The 23,815-nt window shown below is 71.1% G+C and carries 25 protein-coding genes; 11 read left to right on the top strand and 14 right to left on the bottom strand.

Annotation, left to right across the window (positions count from 1 at the left end; genetic code table 11):
• Positions 1–21: 21 nt before the first annotated feature.
• The 3 genes from K7G59_RS07715 to K7G59_RS07705 all read right to left on the bottom strand — a co-directional run bounded on the left by K7G59_RS07715 (position 22) and on the right by K7G59_RS07705 (position 3,827).
• Positions 22–600: a TerD family protein gene (locus K7G59_RS07715; protein WP_225831462.1), complete on the bottom strand. Its 579-nt coding sequence runs from the start codon at positions 598–600 to the stop codon at positions 22–24.
• A gap of 155 nt (positions 601–755) precedes the next feature.
• On the bottom strand, positions 756–2,912 hold the full coding sequence (gene uvrB, locus K7G59_RS07710; protein ID WP_225831461.1) for an excinuclease ABC subunit UvrB: 2,157 nt from the start codon (positions 2,910–2,912) through the stop codon (positions 756–758).
• A 39-nt stretch (positions 2,913–2,951) separates the two neighbouring features.
• On the bottom strand, positions 2,952–3,827 hold the full coding sequence (locus K7G59_RS07705) for an MHYT domain-containing protein (RefSeq protein ID WP_225831459.1): 876 nt from the start codon (positions 3,825–3,827) through the stop codon (positions 2,952–2,954).
• A 276-nt stretch (positions 3,828–4,103) separates the two neighbouring features.
• On the opposite strand from K7G59_RS07705, the gene K7G59_RS07700 reads away from it, so the two are divergent.
• The gene (locus tag K7G59_RS07700) at positions 4,104–5,012 is read left to right on the top strand and encodes a glycerophosphodiester phosphodiesterase family protein (RefSeq protein WP_225831457.1); all 909 of its coding nucleotides are present in this window, start codon (positions 4,104–4,106) and stop codon (positions 5,010–5,012) included.
• 30 nt (positions 5,013–5,042) lie between these two features.
• Here K7G59_RS07700 and K7G59_RS07695 read toward each other — a convergent pair whose 3' ends face one another.
• Positions 5,043–5,759 (bottom strand): transposase, encoded by a 717-nt coding sequence (locus K7G59_RS07695; protein ID WP_225831455.1) that lies wholly within the window; start codon positions 5,757–5,759, stop codon positions 5,043–5,045.
• Positions 5,760–6,004: 245 nt separating this feature from the next.
• On the opposite strand from K7G59_RS07695, the gene K7G59_RS07690 reads away from it, so the two are divergent.
• Entirely contained in the window at positions 6,005–6,559 is a 555-nt protein-coding gene (locus tag K7G59_RS07690) for a methylated-DNA--[protein]-cysteine S-methyltransferase (protein ID WP_225831453.1), read from the top strand.
• Positions 6,560–6,575: 16 nt separating this feature from the next.
• Here the strand turns inward: K7G59_RS07690 and K7G59_RS07685 are convergent, their stop codons facing one another.
• Complete coding sequence (locus K7G59_RS07685; RefSeq protein ID WP_225831451.1) at positions 6,576–7,004, bottom strand: VOC family protein; 429 nt, start codon at positions 7,002–7,004, stop codon at positions 6,576–6,578.
• A gap of 100 nt (positions 7,005–7,104) precedes the next feature.
• Here K7G59_RS07685 and K7G59_RS07680 point away from each other — a divergent pair, with 100 nt between their 5' ends.
• Both K7G59_RS07680 and K7G59_RS07675 read left to right on the top strand, forming a co-directional pair.
• Positions 7,105–8,013 (top strand): pseudouridine-5'-phosphate glycosidase, encoded by a 909-nt coding sequence (locus K7G59_RS07680; RefSeq protein WP_225831449.1) that lies wholly within the window; start codon positions 7,105–7,107, stop codon positions 8,011–8,013.
• Positions 7,998–8,966 carry a PfkB family carbohydrate kinase gene (locus tag K7G59_RS07675; RefSeq protein ID WP_225831447.1) on the top strand — a complete coding sequence of 323 codons (969 nt, stop codon included), beginning with the start codon at positions 7,998–8,000 and terminating at the stop codon, positions 8,964–8,966. Before K7G59_RS07680 ends, K7G59_RS07675 begins: the two co-directional genes overlap by 16 nt.
• A 485-nt stretch (positions 8,967–9,451) precedes the next feature.
• Here K7G59_RS07675 and K7G59_RS07670 read toward each other — a convergent pair whose 3' ends face one another.
• Positions 9,452–10,246, bottom strand: a complete 795-nt coding sequence (locus tag K7G59_RS07670) for a methyltransferase (protein WP_225831445.1) — start codon at positions 10,244–10,246, stop codon at positions 9,452–9,454.
• Between the two features lie 442 nt (positions 10,247–10,688).
• On the opposite strand from K7G59_RS07670, the gene K7G59_RS34955 reads away from it, so the two are divergent.
• Positions 10,689–11,330, top strand: coding sequence for a class I SAM-dependent methyltransferase (locus K7G59_RS34955; RefSeq protein WP_225831443.1), 642 nt, complete (start codon positions 10,689–10,691; stop codon positions 11,328–11,330).
• Positions 11,331–11,459: 129 nt separating this feature from the next.
• Here the strand turns inward: K7G59_RS34955 and K7G59_RS07660 are convergent, their stop codons facing one another.
• From K7G59_RS07660 to K7G59_RS35275, 3 genes are all read right to left on the bottom strand, one after another.
• Positions 11,460–11,870, bottom strand: a complete 411-nt coding sequence (locus K7G59_RS07660; protein ID WP_225831441.1) for a four-helix bundle copper-binding protein — start codon at positions 11,868–11,870, stop codon at positions 11,460–11,462.
• A gap of 624 nt (positions 11,871–12,494) precedes the next feature.
• Entirely contained in the window at positions 12,495–13,175 is a 681-nt protein-coding gene (locus tag K7G59_RS07655; protein ID WP_225831439.1) for a DUF305 domain-containing protein, read from the bottom strand.
• 102 nt (positions 13,176–13,277) lie between these two features.
• A complete protein-coding gene (locus K7G59_RS35275; protein ID WP_225831533.1) occupies positions 13,278–13,697 on the bottom strand; it encodes a DUF6153 family protein in 420 nt (139 codons plus the stop codon).
• 405 nt (positions 13,698–14,102) lie between these two features.
• Here K7G59_RS35275 and K7G59_RS07645 point away from each other — a divergent pair, with 405 nt between their 5' ends.
• Positions 14,103–15,230: a magnesium and cobalt transport protein CorA gene (locus K7G59_RS07645; RefSeq protein WP_225831437.1), complete on the top strand. Its 1,128-nt coding sequence runs from the start codon at positions 14,103–14,105 to the stop codon at positions 15,228–15,230.
• Positions 15,231–15,283: 53 nt separating this feature from the next.
• Here the strand turns inward: K7G59_RS07645 and K7G59_RS07640 are convergent, their stop codons facing one another.
• Positions 15,284–15,916, bottom strand: coding sequence for a uridine kinase (locus K7G59_RS07640; protein WP_225831435.1), 633 nt, complete (start codon positions 15,914–15,916; stop codon positions 15,284–15,286).
• Between the two features lie 203 nt (positions 15,917–16,119).
• On the opposite strand from K7G59_RS07640, the gene K7G59_RS07635 reads away from it, so the two are divergent.
• Positions 16,120–16,818 (top strand): DUF2293 domain-containing protein, encoded by a 699-nt coding sequence (locus tag K7G59_RS07635; protein WP_225831433.1) that lies wholly within the window; start codon positions 16,120–16,122, stop codon positions 16,816–16,818.
• A 156-nt stretch (positions 16,819–16,974) separates the two neighbouring features.
• Positions 16,975–18,462 (top strand): glutamate synthase subunit beta, encoded by a 1,488-nt coding sequence (locus K7G59_RS07630; RefSeq protein ID WP_225831431.1) that lies wholly within the window; start codon positions 16,975–16,977, stop codon positions 18,460–18,462.
• A 40-nt stretch (positions 18,463–18,502) separates the two neighbouring features.
• On the opposite strand, the gene K7G59_RS07625 is transcribed toward K7G59_RS07630, so the two are convergent.
• Entirely contained in the window at positions 18,503–18,979 is a 477-nt protein-coding gene (locus K7G59_RS07625; RefSeq protein WP_225831429.1) for a carboxymuconolactone decarboxylase family protein, read from the bottom strand.
• A 47-nt stretch (positions 18,980–19,026) separates the two neighbouring features.
• Between K7G59_RS07625 and K7G59_RS07620 the strand changes: the two genes are divergently transcribed.
• The gene (locus K7G59_RS07620; RefSeq protein WP_225831427.1) at positions 19,027–20,457 is read left to right on the top strand and encodes a PLP-dependent aminotransferase family protein; all 1,431 of its coding nucleotides are present in this window, start codon (positions 19,027–19,029) and stop codon (positions 20,455–20,457) included.
• Positions 20,458–20,653: 196 nt separating this feature from the next.
• On the opposite strand, the gene K7G59_RS07615 is transcribed toward K7G59_RS07620, so the two are convergent.
• On the bottom strand, positions 20,654–20,908 hold the full coding sequence (locus tag K7G59_RS07615; RefSeq protein WP_225831425.1) for a DUF397 domain-containing protein: 255 nt from the start codon (positions 20,906–20,908) through the stop codon (positions 20,654–20,656).
• Complete coding sequence (locus tag K7G59_RS07610; protein ID WP_225831423.1) at positions 20,909–21,769, bottom strand: helix-turn-helix transcriptional regulator; 861 nt, start codon at positions 21,767–21,769, stop codon at positions 20,909–20,911.
• A 233-nt stretch (positions 21,770–22,002) separates the two neighbouring features.
• Between K7G59_RS07610 and K7G59_RS07605 the strand changes: the two genes are divergently transcribed.
• Both K7G59_RS07605 and K7G59_RS07600 read left to right on the top strand, forming a co-directional pair.
• The gene (locus K7G59_RS07605; protein WP_225831420.1) at positions 22,003–22,713 is read left to right on the top strand and encodes an ATP-binding protein; all 711 of its coding nucleotides are present in this window, start codon (positions 22,003–22,005) and stop codon (positions 22,711–22,713) included.
• Between the two features lie 338 nt (positions 22,714–23,051).
• On the top strand, positions 23,052–23,423 hold the full coding sequence (locus K7G59_RS07600; protein WP_225831418.1) for a hypothetical protein: 372 nt from the start codon (positions 23,052–23,054) through the stop codon (positions 23,421–23,423).
• A 182-nt stretch (positions 23,424–23,605) separates the two neighbouring features.
• Here K7G59_RS07600 and K7G59_RS07595 read toward each other — a convergent pair whose 3' ends face one another.
• Positions 23,606–23,794 carry a hypothetical protein gene (locus tag K7G59_RS07595; RefSeq protein ID WP_225831416.1) on the bottom strand — a complete coding sequence of 63 codons (189 nt, stop codon included), beginning with the start codon at positions 23,792–23,794 and terminating at the stop codon, positions 23,606–23,608.
• Positions 23,795–23,815: the final 21 nt, after the last annotated feature.

The following is a 23,815-nucleotide window of genomic DNA, read 5'->3' as shown; positions in this document are numbered from 1 at the left end:
TCGCCGGATGAGCGGGCGGTCCTACAGGTGCGGCAGGATCGCCGGCATCAGGTCCTGGAAGGTGCGGCCGTGCGCCGGGGTGCCGAGGGCCGTCATGGTCCAGCCGGAGCCCGCCCGGTGCACCTTCGCCATGATCTGGGCGGTGTACTCGCCGCCGCCCGCCAGTGTGTAGCGGGCGAGTTCCTGGCCGTTGGTCTCGTCCACGAGGCGGCAGAACGCGTTCTCCACCTCCTGGAACGTCTGACCCGTGAAGGAGTTCACGGTGAAGACGATCTGGTCGATGTGGACCGGGACGCGCTGCAGGTCCACGAGGATCGCCTCGTCGTCGCCGCCCTGGCCCACGCCGCCGACCAGGTTGTCGCCGGTGTGGCGCACGGAGCCGTCGTCGCTCACCAGGTGGCGGAAGAAGACCACGTCGACCGGCTGCTTCTCGGCGAAGAGGACCGCTGAGGCGTCCAGGTCGATCTCCCTGGTGCGCGAGCCGAACAGGCCCCGCCGCTTCGCCGCCTGCCAGCCGAGCCCCATGCGGACCGCCGTCAGGGTGCCTCCGTCCTTCTTCTCCAGGCTGATGGCCTGACCCTTGGTCAAGTTGACGGACACGGCTGCTTCCCCTCTCGGTGTTCCCCTGTTGCCGTGCAGTGCACGGTCGTTCAGAACCCTACGCAGGGGCACCGACAGGGCCGAACCCCGGCCCGCGCTTTGTGTCGGTGTTGCAACACTTGGCGCAGGTGCGGAGGCCCGGCACGGTGACGGGTTCAGGCGAGGCCCGCCTCCCGCATCTGGCGCAGTTCCTTCTTCATCTCGGAGACCTCGTCGCGCAGCCGGGCTGCGATCTCGAACTGCAGCTCCGCGGCGGCGGCGCGCATACGCTCGGTCATTTCCTCGATCTGTTCGGCGAGTTCGGCCGCCGGGCGGTCGGTGGGCACCGCAGCAGCCGCCTTGCCCTTGACGGACTTGGCGGACTTGCCGCCCTTGGCCCCCTTGGCCGCCTTCTCACCGAGGGACGGGACGGGTGCCTTGGCGCCCTTGCCGTCCTTCAGCTTGCGGTAGCCGGAGCCGAGGAGCTGTTCGGTGTCGACATCCTCGCGGGCGATCTGCGCGACGATGTCGTTGATCTTCTTGCGCAGCGGCTGCGGGTCGATGCCGTTGGCCTTGTTGTACGCGACCTGCTTCTCCCGGCGGCGGTTGGTCTCCTCGATGGCCTTCTCCATCGCCGGGGTGATCTTGTCGGCGTACATGTGGACCTGGCCGGAGACGTTGCGTGCCGCGCGGCCGATGGTCTGGATCAGCGAGGTGCCGGAGCGCAGGAAGCCCTCCTTGTCGGCGTCGAGGATCGCCACCAGGGACACCTCGGGCAGGTCGAGGCCCTCGCGCAGGAGGTTGATGCCGACCAGGACGTCGAACTCACCGGACCGCAACTCGCGCAACAGCTCGACGCGGCGCAGGGTGTCCACGTCGCTGTGCAGGTAGCGCACCTGGATGCCCAGTTCCAGGAAGTAGTCGGTGAGGTCCTCGGCCATCTTCTTGGTGAGCGTGGTGACCAGGACGCGCTCGTCCTTCTCGGTGCGCTTGCGGATCTCGTGCACCAGGTCGTCGATCTGGCCCTCGGTGGGCTTGACCACGACCTCCGGGTCGACCAGGCCCGTCGGTCGGATGATCTGCTCCACGACGCCGTCCCCACGCGAGAGCTCGTAGGCGCCCGGGGTCGCCGACAGGTAGACGGTCTGCCCGATGCGCTCCTGGAACTCCTCCCACTTGAGCGGCCGGTTGTCGAGCGCGGAGGGGAGGCGGAAGCCGTGCTCCACGAGGGTGCGCTTGCGGGAGGCGTCGCCCTCGTACATGGCGCCGATCTGCGGGACGGTGACGTGCGACTCGTCGATGACGAGCAGGAAGTCGTCGGGGAAGTAGTCCAGCAGGGTGTTCGGCGGCGTACCGGGCGAGCGGCCGTCGAAGTGCATCGAGTAGTTCTCCACCCCGGAGCAGGTGCCGATCTGGCGGAGCATCTCGATGTCGTAGGTGGTGCGCATGCGCAGGCGCTGGGCCTCGAGGAGCTTGCCCTGCTTCTCCAGTTCGGCCAGGCGCTCCGCCAGCTCCTTCTCGATGTCGTTGACGGCCCGCTCCATGCGTTCGGGGCCGGCGACGTAGTGGGAGGCGGGGAAGATGTACAGGTGCTGGTCGTCGCTGATGATCTCGCCCGTGATCGGGTGCAGCGTGGACAGCGCCTCGATCTCGTCGCCGAACATCTCGATGCGGACGGCCAGCTCCTCGTAGACCGGGAAGATCTCGATGGTGTCGCCGCGGACCCGGAAGGTGCCTCGGGAGAAGGCCATGTCGTTGCGGGTGTACTGGATGTCGACGAAGCGGCGCAACAGCTCGTCGCGGTCGATCTCGTCGCCGACGCGCAGGGGGACCATCCGGTCCACGTACTCCTGTGGTGTACCGAGGCCGTAGATGCAGGAGACGGAGGCGACCACGATGACGTCGCGCCGGGTGAGCAGCGAGTTCGTCGCCGAATGGCGCAGCCGCTCGACCTCCTCGTTGATCGAGGAGTCCTTCTCGATGTAGGTGTCGGACTGCGGGACGTAGGCCTCGGGCTGGTAGTAGTCGTAGTACGAGACGAAGTATTCGACCGCGTTGTTGGGAAGAAGCTCGCGGAACTCGTTGGCCAACTGGGCGGCCAGCGTCTTGTTCGGCGCCATCACGAGCGTGGGGCGCTGGAGCTTCTCGATCATCCACGCCGTGGTGGCGGACTTGCCGGTGCCGGTCGCACCGAGCAGGACGATGTCCTTCTCACCGGCCTTGATGCGCTTGGCCAGCTCGGCTATGGCCGCCGGCTGGTCGCCGCTGGGCTGGTAGGGGCTGACGACCTCGAAGGGCGCCACCGTGCGTTCGATGTGGGAAACGGGCCGCATGGATCCACCGTACGACCCCTCACTGACAACCGGTCCGGATCAGCGGTTCTGCGGGGTGCGGGAGCCATGGGGCTCCGGCCGTCCGGCCCTCCGGGCGGTGGGGTGGGGCGGGCGGCGATCCGGATGGGAGGCGACTGCGGCGGCCGGGACGCCCGGCTTGTGCTCGACCGGTTTCCAGTCGGGCCGGCCCGTGACCATCCGTGGGTCGAACATGACGAGGGCTCCCGCGAGGAGCAGGAAAGCGAGCGGGCCGATCAGCATCGGCGCGAGCGTCGCTGCCGCGGGCGCCCCGCCGGGGGCACCGGAGGTGCCGTGCAGGTGGACGCTGAGCGCGGCCATGCCGGTGTAGTGCATGCCGCTGACCGCGAGCCCCATGACGAGGCTCGCCCCCACGCTCCACAGGAGGCCACGGACGCGTCCCGCGGCCCACAGGGCGGCGGTGGCGGCCACGACCGCTATGACGACGGACGCGGCGACGGTGAACGTGTTGTAGCTGAAGCGCCCGTCGAACCGCATGCCCGCCATGCCGAGGTAGTGCATCGAGGCGACGCCCAGACCGGTGATCGTGCCGCCGGTGAAGAGGGGGGTGCCCGTGGCACCCCGGTAACCGACTATGAAGATCCCGATGCCCACCATGAGGACGGCGAGGCCGAGGCTCGCGAAGGTCATCGCCTTGTCGTAGTGGATCGGGGTCTCCCTGATGGTGAAACCCATCATGGCGACGAAGTGCATGGTCCATATGCCGGAGCCGATCGCGGCCGAGCCGAGGGCCAGCCAGGCGGGCCGCCGGGAGTGCGTGACCAGCAGGGACCGGGTGGTGCAGCGCAGGCCGAGAGCACCGCCGAGGCAGGCCATCACGTAGGCCACCAGCGGGGTGACGGCCCCGTAGCTGAATCCGTCGACCGTGCCTTGCATGCGCGGCTGCCCCTCCGCCTCTCACGTCCCGGAATACCTGAAACATGCCCCCGTCCCAGGACCGCGCGGGCGGTCAGGGTTGTCGCAGAGAGTATGACCCCCACCGGAATGGTCGAACGATTTTCCGGCAAAGAAACACGCCCTTGCCCGGTTGTGCGGCGCCGGTGAAGACGCGGGGACCCATCGGTCCTATGTGTGGTCATGGTGAGCCGGGCGCCGATCACGTGTTGCTGTCAGGCTGTAGCCGTAGGTGTTCGCCCGACGTGAGGAGAACGCATGTTCGCGCGTGCAGTCGCCGCCGTGGTCACCGCGGTCCTGGGGACGGCCGTCCTGCAGACTCCGGCCTCGGACATCCGTGCCGCTCCCGCTTCTGACGCCCATGTCCCCCATGCCCGTGCGGGCGGGACACGCGGGCCCACCGTGATCGCCCACCGGGGCGCCTCCGCGTACGCGCCCGAGAACACGCTGGCCTCCATCGACAAGGCCGCGAAGCTCGGCTTCACGTGGGTCGAGAACGACGTCCAGCGCACCAAGGACGGCGAACTGGTCGTCATCCACGACGACAACCTGCGGCGCACCACGAACGCCGAGGCCGTCTTCCCCGACCGGGCGCCCTGGAAGGTGAAGGACTTCACCGCGCCCGAGATCGCCCGGCTGGACGCGGGCAGCTGGTTCTCCCCTGGGTACGCGGGCACGCGCGTGCCGACGCTGCGGCAGTACATGCGCCGGGTCGAACACAACCACGAGAGGCTGCTCCTGGAGATCAAGAGTCCGCAGCTGTACCCGGGCATCGAGCAGCAGACCTTGAAACTCCTGGCCAAGGAGGGCTGGCTGGACCGGGAGCACCTGGGCCGGCTGATCGTGCAGAGCTTCAGCGCGGACAGCGTGCGGACCGTCCACAAGTTGCGGCCCGCCGTCACCACCGGCTACCTCGGCAAGCCGCCCCTGGCGCAGCTGAACCGGTACGCGCGCTTCACCGATCTGATCAATCCTTCGTACAAGTCGGTCACTCTCGGCTACGTCACGAGCGTGCACGCGTTCGCGGGGCCGCACGGCAGGCCCCTCGGGGTGTTCTCGTGGACGGTCGACGACGCGGCCACGGCCCGAAGGATGGCGGGCTACCGCGTCGACGGGGTCATCACCAATGAGCCGGACGTGATCCAGTCGGCCCTCGGCGCGCACTGAGCGGCGGGCGGCCGGACGGCGTTGAAGCTCCTATTGCTCGTCAAGCGGCCTGGAGCCAGTCGCGGTAGGCGTGGGCGAGGGTGTCTCGCGGCGGATTCCTCGTTCCAGGGTGGAGATGGTGGCCGGCCAAACTCCGAAGTGGCGGGCTGCGGCGGTGAGGGTGATGTTCTTGGCCTGCCGCAGAGGCCGCAGATCGGCGATGCCGGGGACGGTGACCGGGATGGTCAGGCAGCGGAACATCTCGCGGGCGATCGCCCGTTTCAGGAGCCGGAGGATCTGGCCGATCTGGTTCGGCGCGGCGGTGCGGGCCTTGACGGCCGAGCGAGCGGCGTTGTGCAGGGCGCGTATCCCCGCGACGGTGTCGCCCTTGGGCGCGCCGGAGGCCCGTCCGGACAGGGCGGCGCGGGCGGCGGCGCAGGCGTCGATGGGATCGGACTTGCCGATGCGGCGGCGTTCAGCCCGGTCGGGCCGGTTGACCTCCACGATGTGAAGTCCCTGGGAGCGGGCGGTGCGGGTGAAGCCCGCCCCGTAGGAGGGAGTGCCTTCCACGCCGATCGGGATCACGTGTCCGTGCGCGGTCAGGAAGGCGAGCGCCGCGGCATACCCGGCGGCGGTGGTGGCGGACTCGGCGTCCGCTAGGTGGCCGCCGTTGTCGCTGATGACAGCGACGTGGGGCGTCCCGGCGTGGGAGCCGACCCCGCCGATCACGTTCTGCCCGGCTGTGTCCTCTGCCGCCACTGCTGCCATGCTGGTAACGCCTTCCTGGCCGGAGGCAGGCGTCGGCCGGGTGGCGCAGACAGGACGTTGAGGGGGCTTCTGACCAAGCTCTTATCAGGTCATGTTCCGCCCGGCCGAAGCCATGAGAACAAGCCCCGGTGGCCGGACAGAACAACGCCAGGACAACCCAGCAGGGCGTCAGTCAGTGCCCGAGCCACGACCACCGGAACCTGCATACCCCTATCAATGTCAGTGCCGGGCCGTACCGTGGGCGCATGAACAGCCATGGGCAGGACGAGCAGCGGGTGGTGTGGGCCGTCGTGGACACGGGCATCGGCCCGCTGATGCTGGCGGCGACCCGCGAGGGACTGGTCAACGTCGTCTTCCACGCCACGGACGCGGTGCGCGACCGGGCTCTGGAGCGGCTCGCGGCCCGGCTGGGCGGCGAGCCGGCCGAGGATCCGCACTCGTCGCTGCTGGCCGAGGCGATACGCCAGGTCGAGGCGTACTTCGCGGGTGAGCGTCATGACTTCGACCTGCCGCTGGACTGGTCGCTGATCACGGGCTTCAACCGGCAGGTGCTGCGCGAGCTGGCGTCCGGTGTGCCGTACGGCACGGTGGTGGGGTACGGCGACCTCGCCGGGCGGGTCGGGCAGCCGGGCGGGGCGCAGGCGGTGGGCGCGGCCATGGGGGCGAATCCGCTGCCGGTCGTCGTGCCGTGCCACCGCGTGGTGGAGAGCGACGGCGGCATCGGCGGCTTCGGAGGCGGCCTGGAGACCAAGCGGAAGCTGCTCGCGCTGGAGGGCGTGCTGCCCGAGCCGCTGTTCTGACCGCGCCCGGATGCGGCTACGCGTAGTGCCGGGCCTCGATGACGTTGCCGTCGGGGTCCTTGAAGTAGAAGCTGCGCGGGGCCTTGCCCCGGGCTCCGTACGAGTCGTGGCCGATCTCCGACATGGGCACGCCGTGTTCCGTCAGGCGGGCGCGCAGGGCGTCGAAGGTGTCCGACGGCAGGGACAGACAGATGTGGTTGACAGGGTGGCCCGCGCTGTCGGCCGAGCCGGGCAGCACCTTCATGCGCTCGGCGGAGGCGCGCGGGGAGAGGTCGATGATGGTGTGCTCATTGACCCGTACGGAGGGGAATGCCGCCTTGCCGTTGACGTACTCGGCGAGGCGCAACGGCTCCAGGCCGACGGCCTTTTCGTAGAAGTCGGCCGCGGCGGCCGGGTCGGTCACCCACAGGACGACGTGGTCGAGGCGCATGGTGTTGTCCTTCATGCCGCCCAGGCTGGTGGCGTCCCCCACAGGCCGCAAGCGTTTATGCGGGCGTGGCAGCCGCCAGGGATCGAGAGAGGACCGACTGACGGGAGGCGGGCACGTGGTGCTGGTGGTGTCGGAAGAAGTCCGGGAAGCGATCGCCGCCCGGCGGCCCGTGGTCGCTCTGGAGTCCACGATCATTGCGCACGGGCTGCCCAGGCCGCGCAATCTGCGGGTGGCACGGGAGCTGGAGGACGTGGTGCGGCAGGAGGGCGCCGTGCCGGCGACCATCGCCGTGCTCGACGGGCGCCCCTGTGTCGGCCTGGACGAGAGGCAGTTGGAGCGGGTCGCGAACGAGCACGGCATCCGCAAGCTGGGCCACCGCGATCTGCCGCTCGCCGTGGCGGCGGGGGCGAGCGGGGCGACCACGGTGTCGGCGACGGCACAGCTGGCCGCGCTCGCGGGTGTCCGGGTGTTCGCCACGGGCGGGCTGGGCGGTGTGCACCGGGAGTGGACGGTGACGCAGGACGAGTCGGCGGACCTGGGGCTGCTGGCACGCACCCGGATCACGGTGGTGTGCGCGGGGGTGAAGTCGATCCTGGACGTGCCGGCGACCCTGCAGCGTCTGGAGACGTTGGGTGTGGCCGTCGCCGGGTACGGCACGGACCGGTTCCCCGGGTTCTACCTGTGCGACTCGGGTTATCCGGTCGAGTGGACGCTGCACAACCCGGAGCAGGTCGCGTCGGTCATGCGGGCGCAGGACGCGCTCGCCGCGCCGGGTTCGGCGCTGATCGTCGCCAACCCCGTCCCGGAGGCGGAGCAACTCGATCCCGGGCTGCACGCGCGCGTGCTCGCCGACGCGCTGGGCGCCTGCGAGGAGAAAGGAGTCACCGGTCAGGCGGTCACGCCGTTCCTGCTCGACTATCTGGTCCGGCACACGGACGGGGCCTCGCTCAGCGCCAACCTGGCCGCGGTGCGCGGCAACGTGCGCCTGGCCGCCCGGATCGCCGCGGCGTGGACCAGGCCGTGACCGCCGGGCCGGCGGGTGCGCTGCTGGTCGTGGGGGACGTCGTCACGGACGTGGTCGCCCGGCACCGCGGTCCGCTCGCGGCCGGCACCGACACGGCCGCCGTGGTGCGGACGCTGCCCGGTGGAGCGGGGGCCAACGTGGCCTGCTGGGCCGCTCACGCGGGCTGTGCGGAGGTGCGGCTGCTGGGGCGGGTCGGCGCGGACGCGGCCGACTGGCACGAGCGGGAGCTGGTGGCGGCCGGGGTGCGGCCCCGGCTGGTGATCGACACTGAGGCGGCGACCGGGACGGTCGTCTGCCTGGTGGACACGGGCGCGGCGGCCGAGCGCACGTTTCTCACCGACAGCGGGGCGTCCCTGCGGCTCGAACCCGCGGACTGGACGGACGCGTTGCTCGACGGGGTCGCGCGGGTGCACCTGTCCGGGTACCTGCTGTTCACGGATTCCAGCCGGGCTCTCGCGGAAGTGGCGCTCGCGGCGGCACGCACGCGTGGCGTACCGGTCAGCCTGGACCCGGCGTCGGCGGGCTTCCTCGTGGAACTCGGCGTGGACCGTTTCCTGGCCTTCGCGGACGGCCTGGACATCCTGCTGCCCAGCCGGGACGAGGCGTGCCTGCTCACCGGTCTGCCCGATCCGGCCGACGCGGCCGCCAAGTTGAGCCGCCTGGTCCCGCTGGTGGTGGCCAAGTCCGGGGCGGACGGGGCCGTGGTGGCCCGCTCCGGAACCGTGCTCGCCCGGGTACCCGCCGCCCCCGCGGCCCCCCGGGACACGACGGGCGCGGGCGACGCTTTCACCGGCACGTTCCTCGCCGCCCTGCTCGCAGGCGCGGCCCCGGCCGAGGCGGCAGCGCGGGGCTGCCTGGCAGGCGCCCGGGCAGTGGAACGAGTGGGCGGCAGACCACCACGCCCGGGGACCGAGGCCGGACCCGTAGCCGAGACCCGTAGCAGTGCCGGCTGACACCTTCCTGCCGGTTCCTCCTGGCCACGGACACGTACCCGCCCCGAAGCGGCGACTCAGGGCCGCCTGACCGGCGCCCGGGCAGTGGAACGAGTGGGCGGCAGACCACCGCGCCCGGGGACCGGAACCTGTGCCGGTGCGAGGCCTGCCCATGCCTGTGCCGGAGGGAAGCGTGGGGCCGGCCCGGGTCGACGCCGACATCAGGGCAAGGCTGCGACTGAGGCCGGAACTGCGACTGAACCTGTCCGGCGGGTGCCCGTGCCCGGGACGAGGCGATGCCCTGGAGCCGGCCCTGGGACGTTGCCCGCGCCGAGACCGAGGCTGCGACCGGGATGAGAGCTGGGAGCGGAACCGAAGTCCGGGCGGATACGCATGTCGGTGCCGGGGAAATGCGGGAGCCCGGTGACGGCTGACGCCTGCGTGGCCGGCGGTGGCCGCCTCGGTAGGACGTCGGGCGTACTTCCCTGGGGCCCCTTCAGCACGGCCTAGCCCTTGCGCCCCCAGGCCGAGATCATCGGTGCGGTGGCGAGGTCCATGCCGCCGGACTCGACGTTGGCCAGGTGCTGGTCGATGTCCTCGTCCGTGGCCAGGCCCGCGGTGACGAGTTGGTCGCGGATCTGGCGGACCGTCGCAGCCTCGAGGGCGGCACAGGCAGGTGAGGTCAGCGGGAAGTAAGCGTCGGCCTCCACCCCGCTCAGTCCGGCCTCGCGGAGCAGGCGCGGGAGTTTGCGGCCGTACGACAGGTCGGCGCCGCGGCCGGCGAGCAGTTCGCGGAAGCCCTGGCGCAGCCGGTTGGCGAGCCGCTGCTCGGGGCCCCACTCGTCCGGGCAGAGCAGAGGCTGCAGGGCGGGGTCGGCGTCCTCGATGAGTAGCCGTCCGCCGGGCCGCAGCGCCTTGATCATGGAATGCAACGCCCGGTCCCGGTCCGGCACGTGAACGAGGACCAGCCGGGCGTGCACCAGGTCGAAGCCCTCCTCCGGCGGCTCTTCGGCGCCCACGTCGTGGACGTGGACGTCGACCGGGGGCCGGGCCGCGGTGGTGAGCCGCGAGGTGTCGATGTCCGTGGCCACAACCTTGCCGGTCGGTCCGACCTTCTTGGCGAGCCAGGACACCACGGAGGTGCCGCCGGCCCCGACTTCCCAGCAGCGCCAGCCAGGCCCGATCCCGAACCTTTCGAAGTGCCGGAAGGTGACGGGGTCGAAAAGGGTGGCCAAGGCGTCGAAACGCTGCCCCGCCTCCGCCTGCCGATTGTCCAGGAGATAGCCGTCGGATGGTGTCATGCCGCGATCATCCCAGTTGTCCTGCCCCTCCGGGGCACGTTGCCTGATGGTTGGCGAGCCTGAGCGGCTTGGCGACCGGTCAGTGCGGTGTCGCTCGGCTCGTTCCACAGGTACCCGCCGGCGTGGGTGTTCTTCAGCAGCGGGAAGCGGGAGCCGAGCCGACTGCCCTGAGCTACGACTGGGCCCTCGACGGCCGACGGCTCGACATGAACAGCCCGACCCCATCCGGCCACCGTCGAGGAGGGCCAGCGGGTCCCGCTCGGCTCAGTCAACACCGCCAGCGTCCTGCCGAAGAAAACGTGTCGGTGTTCTTCGACGCCGACAACCCGGGCCTGTGGACTGCGGGCACAACGATCGGAACGGGCCCTCCACCCAGGGGTGGAGGGGCCGTTCCGCCCCCGGGTCGATCCACGCGGTGTCGGACCCATGGTGGAGTACGTGTGTGACTGCCACCCTGCCGCGCGTCCTGCCCAGCCCGGACGGCAAACCGGCTACGCCGCCCGGCGCCGCCGAGTCCTTCCGGGCCTTCGCTCACGACCTGGCTGCCGGCCGACGGCCGTGGACCGCCGAAGCAGCGCAGTTCGTCGCCGATCTGTTCGACCAGCTCGCCGCCGACTGGGACACCACCCGCGCCACCGGCCGCGACGACCCCCTACGCGACGCCGTCACCCGCGGCGGTCCGATGCCCCAGGGGCCGTGTCTCGAACTCGGTTCCGGTACAGGCATTTCCACTCCCGCACTGACCGCCGTCTTCCCGCAGGTGATCAGCGTGGACCTGTCGATGCGCATGCTGCAGCAAGCCCATGGCCGCTCCTCGTGGCGGGTGCGCGCCGACGCGAGCAGATTGCCGCTGGCGGACGCCTGCGTCGCCGCCATCGTGGCGATCGACATGCTCCTGTTCCCCGCTGAAACCGCCCGCGTCCTGGCACCCGGCGGAGTACTGCTGTGGATCAACCAGCTCGGCAGCGACGGGCCGCTCCATCTTCCCGCAGCCACCGTCGCTGCCGCTCTGCCCGGCACCTGGCAGGCCACAGAGTCCGAGGCAGGCTGGGGCAGCTGGGCCGCCCTGCGCCGCATCCGCTGAGCTGGGAGGTCGCCTCACCGCGGAAGCGCGAGCGCAACCTTCCGACGACGGTCCTCACGACCGTTGCTCGCCGTTCTGGCCCGAACTGCGCCGCAGGCCCACTGAGGGCAGCGCAGCCGGGCAACGGGTTCAGCCGAGGGACTGCAACAGTTCGTTGCAGGCCTGCTCGCACGAGCGGCAGGCCTCGGCACAGATGCGGCAGTGGTCGTGCTGGTCGGCGTGGGAGGCGCATTCATCGCCGCAGGCCTTGCAGGCAGTGGCGCAGGCAGTGAGGATCGCGCGGGTGATGTTGGCGTCGTAGCCGGTGTGGCGGGACAGGACGGCGGCCGTGGCGCTGCAGATGTCGGCGCAGTCCATGTCGGTGCGGATGCACTTGGTCAGCTCGCCGACCATGCCTTCGGACAGGCAGGCATCCGCGCAGGCCGTACACGCCTGGGCGCAGGCGATGCACTCCTCGATGCAGCGGGTGAGCTTGTCCCGGTCGACGTCGCCGAGGTCGGCGGGGTAGGTGGCGAGCATGTCCTTCACGCTGGTGGTCACGGTGATGCCTCCTCGTTCTGATCACCGGAGGCGGCACACCGGGCCGGCCGTGCCTGCTGAAACCCACCGGCCCTTGTCGACTCACCCACCACAGCCGGGGCAAACAGGTCCGGCCTGAGCGGTGGGGCCCGGGCCGGGTGGAACACGGCGGCCGTGAGTGATGGGCGTGCACGACGGCATTCCCCTTGCCGCGGCCGATCAGCCACCGGTTCACGGGGGGTCAGCGCGAACGGCAGAGCAGCGAGCCCGCGAGTGAGACCCAGACCGAGGCCGGGGACAGGCCCGCATCGATGCCTCCGGGCCGCCGACCATGACGGTGTGCCGGTCAGTTCCCTCACAGTGATGGACCGGTGTCCGCGGCCAGGGCGGTCCTCAGCGGCCGGCGGAACGGAAACCCGGCACGCACCGGCGCCCCCACTGAACATGTCGCCGGTGCTGCTGCCGGTGTGCGCTGTGGTCCCTCGTCACCCTCCCCCGGCCCGATGGCGCACCCCCACGAGCGGTGCACCCCCTGGGTGTTGCGGCGGTGAATGGGACCTACATGAATCCCTCGGGCCTTTGAAGCGGGCCGCCGACTCGGGGGGCGGTAGGGCGGCTGCCCCGAGCCCGGCCCGGCTGACGGATCTACTGCTTGCCGAGCATCTTGTTCATCTCGGTGATCTCGGCCGACTGCGAGGTGACGATCGACTTCGCCATCGTCTCGGCAGGACCGTAGGCGCCCTTGGCCTGCTCGGTCTTCGCCATTTCGATCGCACCCCGGTGATGGCTGATCATCATCTGCAGGAACGCCTTGTCGAAGGGGTCACCGGACAGGCCTTTCAGCTTGTCCATGTCGTCGGCCGACATCATGCCGGGCATCGACGAGGCGGAGTGGCCCATGCCCGGCATGCTCTCCATGCCGGGCATGCTGCCGTCAGGGACCTTCTCGCCCCAGGCCTTCAACCAGCCGGACATGGTGTTGATCTCCGGGTCCTGCGCCTGCTTGATCTTCGCGGCCAGATCCTTCACCGACTGAGATTTCGCCCGCGAGGCAGTCAGATCGGCCATCGCCACGGCCTGCCGGTGGTGCGGGATCATGCCCTGCGCGAACGACACGTCCTGCGCGTTGTGGCTGCCCTGCATGGCAGAAGCGGTGCCCGAGGGGCCGGCGGAGGACATCACCCCCATGTCGTGGGCCGAGTGCCCCGATGACGACGGGGACGAGGAGGAATCGCTGCTGCTGCCGCAGGCGGCCAGCAGGACCGCGGCGGTGGCAGCAGCGGCCGAGGCAACGGCCCGGCGGATGCGAGAACGGCGAGATGCCATGAGAACAACTCCTTGAAGCGCCCGCGCCCATGCACGGGAAGAAACGGACTCAGACAGGCCGGAGCACGCCACCCCTGCCAGGAGGGTGTCGCGCGGGCGCCTCTATATCCGCAGGAGCCGCGGCTCGGAAAGATCAGGCAATGCGCGGCCGTCAGCGCCACCAGCGGCCCGATCGCTGCAGGCCTTCGCCGCAGGCTCGAGGCGAGCAGTCAGGGCGGGCATCAGAGCCGGCGGCACATGGGCAGTGCGTGTACCGCCTGCCGCCCATGTCCCTCGAGCGTGGTCGACGACCACGCCAGCGGTGCCCGCATGCGACAGATGCCGACAGTCTCCACCGACACGGTGGGCATGCGCCGAGTGATGCCCTGCCGACTCAAGAGACACCATCACGTCGTGCCGACCCCCGGCCGGCGTACCGGTAGGCGACAGGGCATGCCTCCCCAGCACCTCCGCCACCAGGGCAGGAACCAGCCAGATCCAGCGCACGGGACTCACCTCGGAGCCGATGCGAGCGCTGGACATCATGGGCTCATCGTATGGGCCCCTCGCCCCCCAAGCAGGCCAACACTCCGTGGGTGCCTCATCCCCCACCATCCGCCTCGCCGTCGGCGGCCCCCGGGACTCCGCGGCGAGTGCGGGCCCGTCGTGGGCTGCTCACCGAGGCTTTCCGCTCTGCCTGTGCTTGGCCGGACATAAGCGCCAGCAGCCCTCGCCCATGCAGAGGCAGCTTCACCGACCACCCGAGACCACGTCACATCCCGGGACGGTCGCCGCTCCGTCCGCAGGGGGTGCGCCCTCTGTCCACAGGCCGGAACCAAACGGAACCAGACGTTCCCACAGGCTCACCCGCGTCTTGTCCGAGACTGGCAGACTTGCCGGGCAAGGCGCGAAGGCGTTGCGCAAGGAGATCCATGCGAGGAGATCCAGATGTCCATGGCAGGCAATCTGCGGAAGGTCACAGGGCTCGGCAAGGTCGGTGGACTGCGCCGGATGGCACGCCTGACCCGGCGCCGCCCCCGCGTGGACCTGAGCCATCCCGCCCGGTCACCGCTCGGGTCCTCGGTGGTGAACTGCGTGACCTACCAGGACGGCGCGCGCGTGCCGGGATGCACGGACCTGGTGGCCGCCGTGGAGATGGTCCGCAAGAGCCACGGGGGCTTCGTCTGGCTCGGGCTGCATGAGCCGACGGTCCGTGAGTTCGCGGGCATCGCAGAGCTGTTCGACCTGCATCCGCTCGCGGTGGAGGACGCCGTCGAGGCGCATCAGCGTCCGAAGCTGGAGCGGTACGGCGAGACACTCTTCGCGGTGTTCAAGACCGTCTGCTACGTGGACCACGAGCAACTCACGTCCACCAGCGAGGTGGTGGACACCGGCGAGATCATGGTGTTCGTCGGCCCGGATTTCGTCGTCACGGTTCGGCACGGCCGGCACGGCTCGCTGGGCCCGCTGCGCGAGGAACTCGAGGCGGACCCACAGCAACTCGCCAAGGGGCCCGCGGCGGTCCTGCACGCGATCGCCGACCACGTCGTCGACGAGTACCTGAACGTCACCGATGCGCTGCAGGCCGACATCGACCAGGTCGAGACGGACGTGTTCTCGGAGAACGGCGCACGGACCGACCCCGGACGCATCTACCAGTTGAAGCGGGAACTGCTGGAACTGAAGCGGGCGGTGGTGCCGCTCGGCCGCCCGGTGGAGGATCTGGCCACAAGGCCGATACGGGTGGTCGACCCGGAGATTCAGGCCTACTTCCGGGACGTGCTCGACCATCTGATGCGAGCGAAGGAGCAGATCGCCGCGTTCGACGAACTCCTCAACTCCATCTTGCAAGCGCATCTGGCGCAGGTGACGGTCGCGCAGAACGAGGACATGCGGAAGATCACCGCCTGGGCAGCGGTGATCGCCGTACCGACGATGGTGTGCGGGGTGTACGGCATGAATTTCGACCACATGCCGGAGTTGCACTGGCGGTTCGGCTATCCGCTGGTCATGGGCGTGATGGCGGTGGCCTGTCTGACGCTGCACCGAGGGTTCCGGCGCAACGGCTGGCTCTGATCGACGCAGAAGGCGGCAGCCTCCTGCACCCAGCCATGGTCCGCCCGGCCGGATCAGCCGCTCCAGGCGGGATGCCGCGGGTCGTCGGCGCGGACGAGGACGTCGGCGGTCGCGGCGGGGTCGGTGTCGGTCTCGTAGCGCTCGAAGGCGGGGATCATCCAGTGGTCGGTCTCGGGGGTACGGCGGCGCAGGGCCCCCGGAGAGAGGAGGACGTGGACGGTCAGGTCGAAGGGGAACCAATGCCGAAGGAGGAGAGGGCCGTGCATCAACAGGACTCCGCCGGGCGGAAGTTGGACATACGGGCTGCGGGTGGCACGGTCAGTGGCCGGGTCCCACAGGTCGGGCAGGACGCGCCCGCTGCCTCCGGGCTCGAGCGGGCCGAAGACCTCGCGCCACAGGGCGCCCGTGTCGAACCAGCCGCCGTAGTACGACTCGGCGTCGCGCCGCCCGTGTTCCAGGCGGAGTGAGGCGGGGCGCAGGAAACCCTCAGCGCCTACGACCAGTGAGGGCCGGCCGCGCACACGCAGCGCCTGCCCTACGCGCTCGGCGAGGTCTCCGGGGCGGGCGGCCGGGGCTCCGTCGAAACCGACGCGCGGCCAGGCACCGCCGTCGGCGGGCTCCAGACCGGTCAGCCGGTCGGCGAGCAGTTCGGCGAGCCGGTCCCAGGTGATCGCTTCGAGTCGCACAGGCCCATCATGCCGGGTGCGGCAGGGGCTGTGGCAGCGGCCGTAGGGGCCGAGTGGTCGCCCGCGGAGGCCGGCGGAAAGGGCTGCACGAGAGGACTACTGGACGAGAAGAGAGGCGAGGGCTGGAAGAGAGGACTGACGGAAAGGACTGGGGTGGAGGGCCGGGGTGGTGCCGGGGGACGGCGACGGGGAAAGCAACGGGTATGACGCCTCCCGCAACTCCCTTCTCCTCCAGCGGGCTTGTTGCCATCCAGCCCCTCAAGCGCAAGCGGTGTGCCGCGTGCCGGCGTGGGCCGCTGTCGCTGCTCGTCCTGGAGGACGGGGCGCCGCGCTGCCTGGACTGCGTGGACCTGGGGCATCTGGTGTTCCTGCCACGCGGTGACACGGCGCTGACCCGCAGGTCGCGGGAGGAGAGCACGCTGTCGGCGGTGGTGGTGCGGTTCAACCGGCGCCGGAGCCGGTACGAGCGGCAGGGCGTGCTCGTGGAGGAGGCGGCGCTGGCCCGCGCCGAGGCACGCTGCCTGGCGGACGCGGAGGCCCGGCGTCGGCGCAGGGCGCGGGACGCCAGGCGCAGGGCGGCCGAGGACGAGCGGTTCGTAGGGACGTTCACGGCCGAGATACTGCGACTGTTTCCCGGCTGCCCGGCCGAGCGGGCCCGGGCGATCGCGGCGCACGCGTCTGTGCGGGGCAGCGGGCGGGTCGGGCGCAGTGCGGCCGGGCGGGCGCTGACGGAGGGGGCGGTGATCTCCGCCGTCGTGGCCGCCGTACGGCATGTGGACACGCCGTACGACCACCTGCTGATGAGGGGCGTGCCGCGGTACGAGGCGCGGCGGTGGATCGCACCGGCGGTGGAGGCCGTCCTGCGGGCCTGGCAGGACGACGGTGAGCGGCTGGGCGCCTGACGGGACGGCCGGGACACCTTGGCAGAAAGCGCTGTCCGGCCGCTCTGCGCGGCTGCCGCCGCGGACGTATCGTGGCCGGAAGAGTGGCGTCCGCCGGTGGCGCACGGCCCGTCGTACACCCAGTACCTCCGGTACGCGTACGCGAGGAAGACGACCATGGCCGATCCCAAGGGGTTCATGAGCACACCGCGCCAGGAGTGGCCGCGGCGGCCCGTCGAGGAGCGGGTACGGGACTGGGACGAGGTGTACGTCCCCGGTGCGCTGCTGCCCATCATCAGCAAGCAGGCGGACCGCTGCATGGACTGCGGCATCCCGTTCTGCCACCACGCGTGCCCGCTGGGCAATCTCATCCCCGAGTGGAACGACCTGGTGTCACGGGAGGACTGGCGCGCCGCGAGTGACCGGCTGCACGCGACGAACAACTTTCCCGAGTTCACCGGACGCCTGTGCCCGGCGCCCTGCGAGGCGGGGTGTGTGCTGGCGATCAACCAGCCGGCGGTCACGATCAAGAACGTCGAGTGCGCGATCGCCGACCGGGCCTGGGAGGAGGGGTTCGCCCCACCGCGGCCTCCCGAGCGGCTGTCGGGCAGGACGGTCGCGGTGATCGGCTCCGGGCCCGCCGGGCTCGCGGCGGCGCAGCAGCTGACGCGGGTCGGGCACACGGTCGCCGTGTACGAGAAGGACGACCGGGTCGGCGGTCTGATGCGCTACGGCATCCCCGAGTTCAAGATGGAGAAGCGGCATCTGGAGCGGCGACTGGAGCAGATGCGGGCGGAGGGGACGCGGTTCCGGACCTCGACGGTGGTCGGGCGGGATGTGCCGGCGTCCGGTCTGCGGGGCCGTTACGACGCGGTGGTGATCGCCACGGGAGCCACGGCGTGGCGGGAACTCCCGGTGCCCGGCCGCGAGTTGAACGGAATACACCAGGCGATGGAGTACCTGCCGCTGGCCAACCGGGTGTGCGAGGGGGATCTGCAGGTCTCTCCGCTGTCCGCCGCCGGCAAGCATGTCGTCATCGTCGGGGGCGGGGACACGGGGGCGGACTGCCTGGGGACCGCGGTACGCGAGGGGGCGGCGTCCGTGACCCAGCTGGACATCTACGCCCAGCCGGGTGCCGAGCGGGACGAGGATGCCCACCCCTGGCCGACGTACCCGAGGCTGTACCGGCTGTCGGCGGCACACGAGGAGGCACGGGACCTGCGGACCGCCCCGGCGGCGGACGCGGACGCGCGGCTGTTCGCGGCGTCCACGCTCCGCTTCACCGGTGACGCGGACGGGCACGTGCGGTGGCTGCACGTCGTCGAGGTCGACGAGCGGCGGCAGGCGGTACCGGGTACGGAGCGGTCGCTGCCCGCCGACCTCGTACTTCTCGCCCTGGGCTTCTCCGGCCCCGACCAGGAGGACGGGCTGATCGGCCAGTTGGGCCTGCGTCTGGACCCGCGCGGCACGATCGCCCGGGACGATGGTTTCGCGACCAACGTTCCCGGTGTGTTCGCCGCCGGGGACGCCGCGCGCGGGCAGTCGCTGATCGTGTGGGCGATCGCGGAGGGACGGTCGGTCGCCGCGGCCGTCGACCGCCATCTGACGGGCAGCTCGCGGCTGCCTGCACCAGTGTCTCCCAGGGACCGGCCGATGGCCGTGTGAGGCCCGGCCGGACCGCGCCGGGCCGGGCGGGAGGGGCCGCTCAGCGCCGTCGTTCGTCCGTGCCCGCCACCTTGGCCGTTGCCAGGGCCAGGCGGTTCCATGTGTTGATCGTGAGGATCAGGGCGAGTACCTGGGCCAGTTCCTCGTCCTCGAAGCGGGCGGCGGCCTGCGCGTACACGTCATCGGGGACACCTCCGTCGGCGACGAGGGTGACCGCCTCGGTCAGGGCCAGGGCCGCCTGTTCGCGCGGGGTGAAGAAGTGCCGTGCCTCGCGCCAGACGGCGACCATGTGCAGCCGGTCCTCGCTCTCGCCGGCCTTGCGGGCGTCGTTGGTGTGCATATGGAGGCAGTAGGCGCAGTGATTGAGGAGCGAGGCGCGGATCTGGATCAGTTCGACCAGGGCGGGGTCGAGGCCCGCCCGGGAGGCGGCATCGAAGCCGACGAGGGCGCGGAAGACCTTCGGGGCGGTCTCGGCGAGGTCCAGGCGGCTGCGGGCGGTCGTGTTCGTCGTCGTCATGTCCCTCAACCTATGCGGCTGAAAGACCCGTCGTAGGGTGCATTTCCATGAAGGAATCGTGGGTCAATTCGGCGGAGCGGATCGGGGCCGATCTGCATCTGGACGTGTCGGGGCCCGGTGGGCGGCGGGCGGCTGTGATCCGGGCGCTGCGGGAGGCGGTGCGCGACGGGAGGCTGGCGCCGGGTACACGGCTGCCGCCGTACCGTTCGCTCGCCGCCGACCTGGGCGTGGCCCGCAACACGGTCGCCGACGCGTACGCGGAGCTGGTCGCGGAGGGCTGGCTGACCGCTCGCCAGGGCTCGGGCACCCGGGTCGCGGAGCGGGCCGCACCGTTGCGGCGGGCCGGGCGGGCGCCCGTGAGGGCACCCGCACGAGCGTGTGGGCCGCGGCACGATCTGCGGCAGGGCACACCGGACGCGTCGGCGTTCCCCCGGGCGGCTTGGGCGGCCTCCTACCGCAGGGCGCTGCAGGCGGCGCCCAGTGACGCGTTCGGACCGGGGGATCCCGCCGGACGCCGGGAGCTGCGGGAGGCGCTCACGGAGTACCTGGCGCGAGCGCGGGGTGTGCGTACGGCGCCGGACCGGATCGTGATCTGCTCCGGCTTCGCACACGCGCTGCGACTGCTGTTCGGGTCCGGTGGCCCGGGCAGCGGTGTGGTGCCGCGCGGCCCGCTGGCCGTGGAGGAGTACGGGCTCGGCTTCCACCGTGAGCTGCTGGCGGCGGCCGGCGTGCGCACCGTGCCGCTGCCGCTGGACGAGCACGGGGCGCGTGTGACGGGACTGGGCCGGGAGCGGGCCGTACTGCTCACACCCGCGCACCAGTTCCCGACCGGCGGCCCGCTGCATCCGGAGCGCCGGGCAGCGGTGATCGACTGGGCACGCGCGCGGGGTGGGGTGGTGCTGGAGGACGACTACGACGGCGAGTTCCGGTACGACCGACGGCCCGTCGGCGCCCTCCAGGGTCTCGATCCCGAGCGGGTGATCCACATCGGCTCGGTCAGCAAGAGCCTGTCACCGGCGCTGCGTCTGGGCTGGATGGTGCTGCCGGAGCGGTATGTCGGTCCGGCGCTCGCGGCCAAGGGCGAGCGGGAGGCGTGGGCGAGCGTGCCGGATCAGCTCGCCCTCGCGGACTTCATCGGCTCGGGTTCGTACGACCGTCATGTGCGGCGGATGCGGCAGCGCTACCGGCGCCGTCGCGACCGCTTGGTCGAGGCGCTCGCCGTTCACGCGCCGCACATCGAGGTGACCGGCGTCGCCGCCGGACTGCACGCGGTGCTGCGGCTGCCGCCCGGCACCGAACGGTCCACGGTCAAGGCCGCTGCCTGGCAGGGGATCGGGCTCGACGGCCTCTCCGCGTTCCGGCATCCGCAGGCGGCGACGGCGGCGGGCGACGGCCTGGTGGTGGGATACGCGACGCCTCCGGAACACGCCTACGGGGCGGCCCTCGACGGCCTGTGCGGGGTGCTGCCACCCCGATGACGGCCATGACGGCCATGACGGGCATGACGGGCATGACGGGCAGTGACAGCACTGGCTGTGGTGACGGAGCTGTCGGCTATGACCGCCGCGAGCGCGGTGACCGTCATGCCTGAAGCGACCGGGGACAGCGGTGCATGCTCAAGTCGGGTTGTTCGTCATCGGAAAGTTGGACAAGTCATAACAACACATGGGTCGATCATGAGAGCAGGAAATCCGCCTCCCCCGCCTTCGCGCCCTCGATGAAGGCGGTCATCTCGTCCGTGGTGTAGATCAGCGCCGGACCGTCCGGGTCGGTGGACTGGCGTACGGCGATCCGTCCGTCGGCAAGCTTCATCGCCTCCAGACAGTTGCCGCCGTTGCCGCCGCTCCACGGCCTGTGCCACCCCTCGCTGCCCAACTCCCGCGCGGGCATGCCGTTGTAGACGCGACTGCGCGGCGTGATGCGATCCATTCACAGCTCCTTGCGGAGATCCCGGAGGATCTCCTTCGTGCGTTGTACCGAGGCGGCCTGCGCCGCCATGCGGTCCATGACCTCCAGGTGGGTCGCCACCTCGGAGCGCGCGTCCAGATAGACGGCGCCGGTCAGGTACTCGCTGTAGACCATGTCCGGCAGTTCCGGCATGGCGAATCGGAACAGCACGAAGGGTCCGTAGGTCCCCGGGTGCGGCCCGTTGGTGAACGGGGCCACCTGGAGCGTCACATGCGGGAGCTTCACGGCCTCCAGCAGCTTGTCGATCTGCGCGCGCATCACCTCCGGGCCGCCGACGGGGCGGCGCAGGGCGGTCTCGTCCATCACCACCCAGAAGCGGGGGGCGTCGGAACGCGTGAGCAGTTCCTGGCGCTGCATGCGCAGCGCGACGTGGCGCTCGATCTCGTCCGGGCTCGTCTGGCCGATGGCACCGGACATGAGCACTCCACGCGCGTAGTCCTCGGTCTGCAGCAGGCCGGGGACGAAGTGGGGCTCGTACGAGCGGATGAGGCTGGCCGCGCCCTCCAGGCTGACGTACATGGAGAACCAGCCGGGCAGGATGTCATGGAACCGCTGCCACCAGCCGGGCTTGTTGGCCTCCTCGGCGATCTGGACGAAAAGCTCGGCCTCGTCCTCGGGGATCCCGTACGCCTTCAGCAGCAGTTGCAGGTACGGGATCTTGAGGGCGACCTCGGCCATCTCCATACGGCGGACAGTGGCGGGGGCGACACGAAGGACACGGGCGGCCTCCTCGCGCTTGAGACCGGCGCGTTCCCGCAGGTCCAGCAGGCGCCGGCCAAGGACCACCTGGCCCACGGTCGGCGCGGACCGCGGCTCGCTCACGCTCCCACCTCCACCGAAGGAAACCGAAGTCCGCAGAGGATCCAGCAACGGATCCTGACAGCCCCACGGCGCCGCTCGAAGACTCGTTCGAAGATCCGGGGCGGATCAGCGGGGTCCCAATTGGCGCCGTTGGACGTGCTGTTGCGAGCAGTGTGCCACGGCCCCCGACCGAGTCACACTGCACTCTGCAATTTTCAGAGTGACCCTTGCCAAGTGTTCACGGCGGGGAGATAGTGGCAAGCGTGATTCCGTCCGCGCCCTTAGGAACAGACGCCGCCGCTGACCGCCTCGGTCTCGGTGCCGATGCGGGACCCCCCGTTCGAGCATGCTCGAGAGTGGGGGAGGAGGCAGCTCCCGAACGGGGCGCTGCCGGGCGTCGGTTCCGGTTCGAGCTGGCCGCACATCCGGGTTCCCCCGCCCAGGCGAGACGCCTGACGCGTGCCCGGTTGACGGGCTGGTCGGTGTGCGCGGACACGTGCGACAACGCGGCTCTGGTCATATCCGAGCTGGTCACCAATGCGATCGTGCACACCGCGAGCAGTCGCGTCGTGTGCGAACTGCACGACCGCGACGACACGGTGCGCATAGCTGTGCGCGACGAGGGCTGCGCACCCGGCGAACCGCATCCGTCCGCGCGGCGGCCCGACGAGGAGTGCGGGCGCGGACTGATGCTCGTGGATGCCCTGTGCCGGGCCTGGGGCGCCCAGGAACACGGCCCCGGGCTGCTGGTCTGGGCCGAGCTGGTGCGCCAGGCCGACGCGGACTCCGGTGCAAGCGGACCGCACAGCGACCTGGGCTGGGGCGCCCGGCCCAAGCCCAGCCCCTCGCACGAGCCGAGCCCTTCCCACGAACCGAGCCCCTCGCACGGCTACCGCGAGGACGAGCCGGTCCCTGCCCGGCGCCGGACACCCCCGAAGCAGCACAGCGCATGGGAGTTGCCGTGACCGGCACCATCGGCCCCGGCCGCCCGCACCACAGCATCGGGCCCGGCATCGCCCCGCACTTCGCCAGCGGCCCACACCCCGTCGACGGCGCCGGGCTCGGCCCGCGTCTCGGCACCGGTCCCGGAGTCGGCGCACACCATGCCGACGAGCCCGGTCCGCGCCTCGCCGTGGGGTCCGACCGGCCTATCGGGCTGGACACGCTGGTGCGTCTGAAGCGTCGGCAACCCGCGTGGGCCACCGCCACAACGTCTGCGGCCACGGCTGCGGCTGCGGCTGCGGCTGCGGCTGCGGCCACGTCTGGGGCTGTGGCGGCTGCGGCCAAGGCTACGACCTCGGCTATGACTACGGCCACACCCACAGCGACGCCCCGCCGACTGACGATGCCCGAGGGCATGACAGCCCCGCTCGGCTTCGACGCCGTGGCCGTACCCGACCGCCTCGGCCCGCTCGTCGTGCCGCGGTTGCCACGCCTCGGCTGCGTGTACACCGACGGCGCGCGCTGGTGGTGGATCGTTCCGGCGGACTCCGACTTCGACCTCCCCTGGCCGGCCCCCGCCCACTACGCCCCCGGCGCCCTGCTGCCCGGCACCGCCCGCCTCATCCACCGCCCGGAGGGTACGGTCCCCTACACCCCGCCGATCCCGCTGTACCTGTCCCTGTGCCGGGTGACGGGCACGGCCCCGGACTGGTCCCGGGCCGTCTCGGCATAGCCGCCGCGCAGCTTCGCCCTCCGCACCCCGCGCACCCGCGTCCGCCCGGGCCGCCTACCGGCGTGGCGGTGTCCTCATCGGCGACGAGTCGACTGCGGCGCTGGACGTGCGGCCCGAGATGGCCAGGGGCGAGTTCCATGCGGAGCCGCACGCGCTGCAGACGGAACAGTTCAGGACGCGGTTCAGGGCGCGGGAACCGAACCCGAAGCCGACCCGCCGCGGACGATGACCAGGAACATGTCCGCCGCGAGGTCCATGACTACCTCGGCGGGCAGACCCTCCAGACGCCGCGCGTGCGCGAACTCCTCCGCGGGCCACGATCCTCGCGGACCACCGGCCGGAAAGCGTTCGAGCACCGTTCGCCCGTTCACCGTCCTGCACCTCCAGAAAGC

Origin of the sequence: Streptomyces sp. NK08204 (genome assembly GCF_020400585.1) — a bacterium.
Classification (GTDB): domain Bacteria; phylum Actinomycetota; class Actinomycetes; order Streptomycetales; family Streptomycetaceae; genus Streptomyces.
This window is presented reverse-complemented; position numbering and strand designations above follow the sequence as displayed.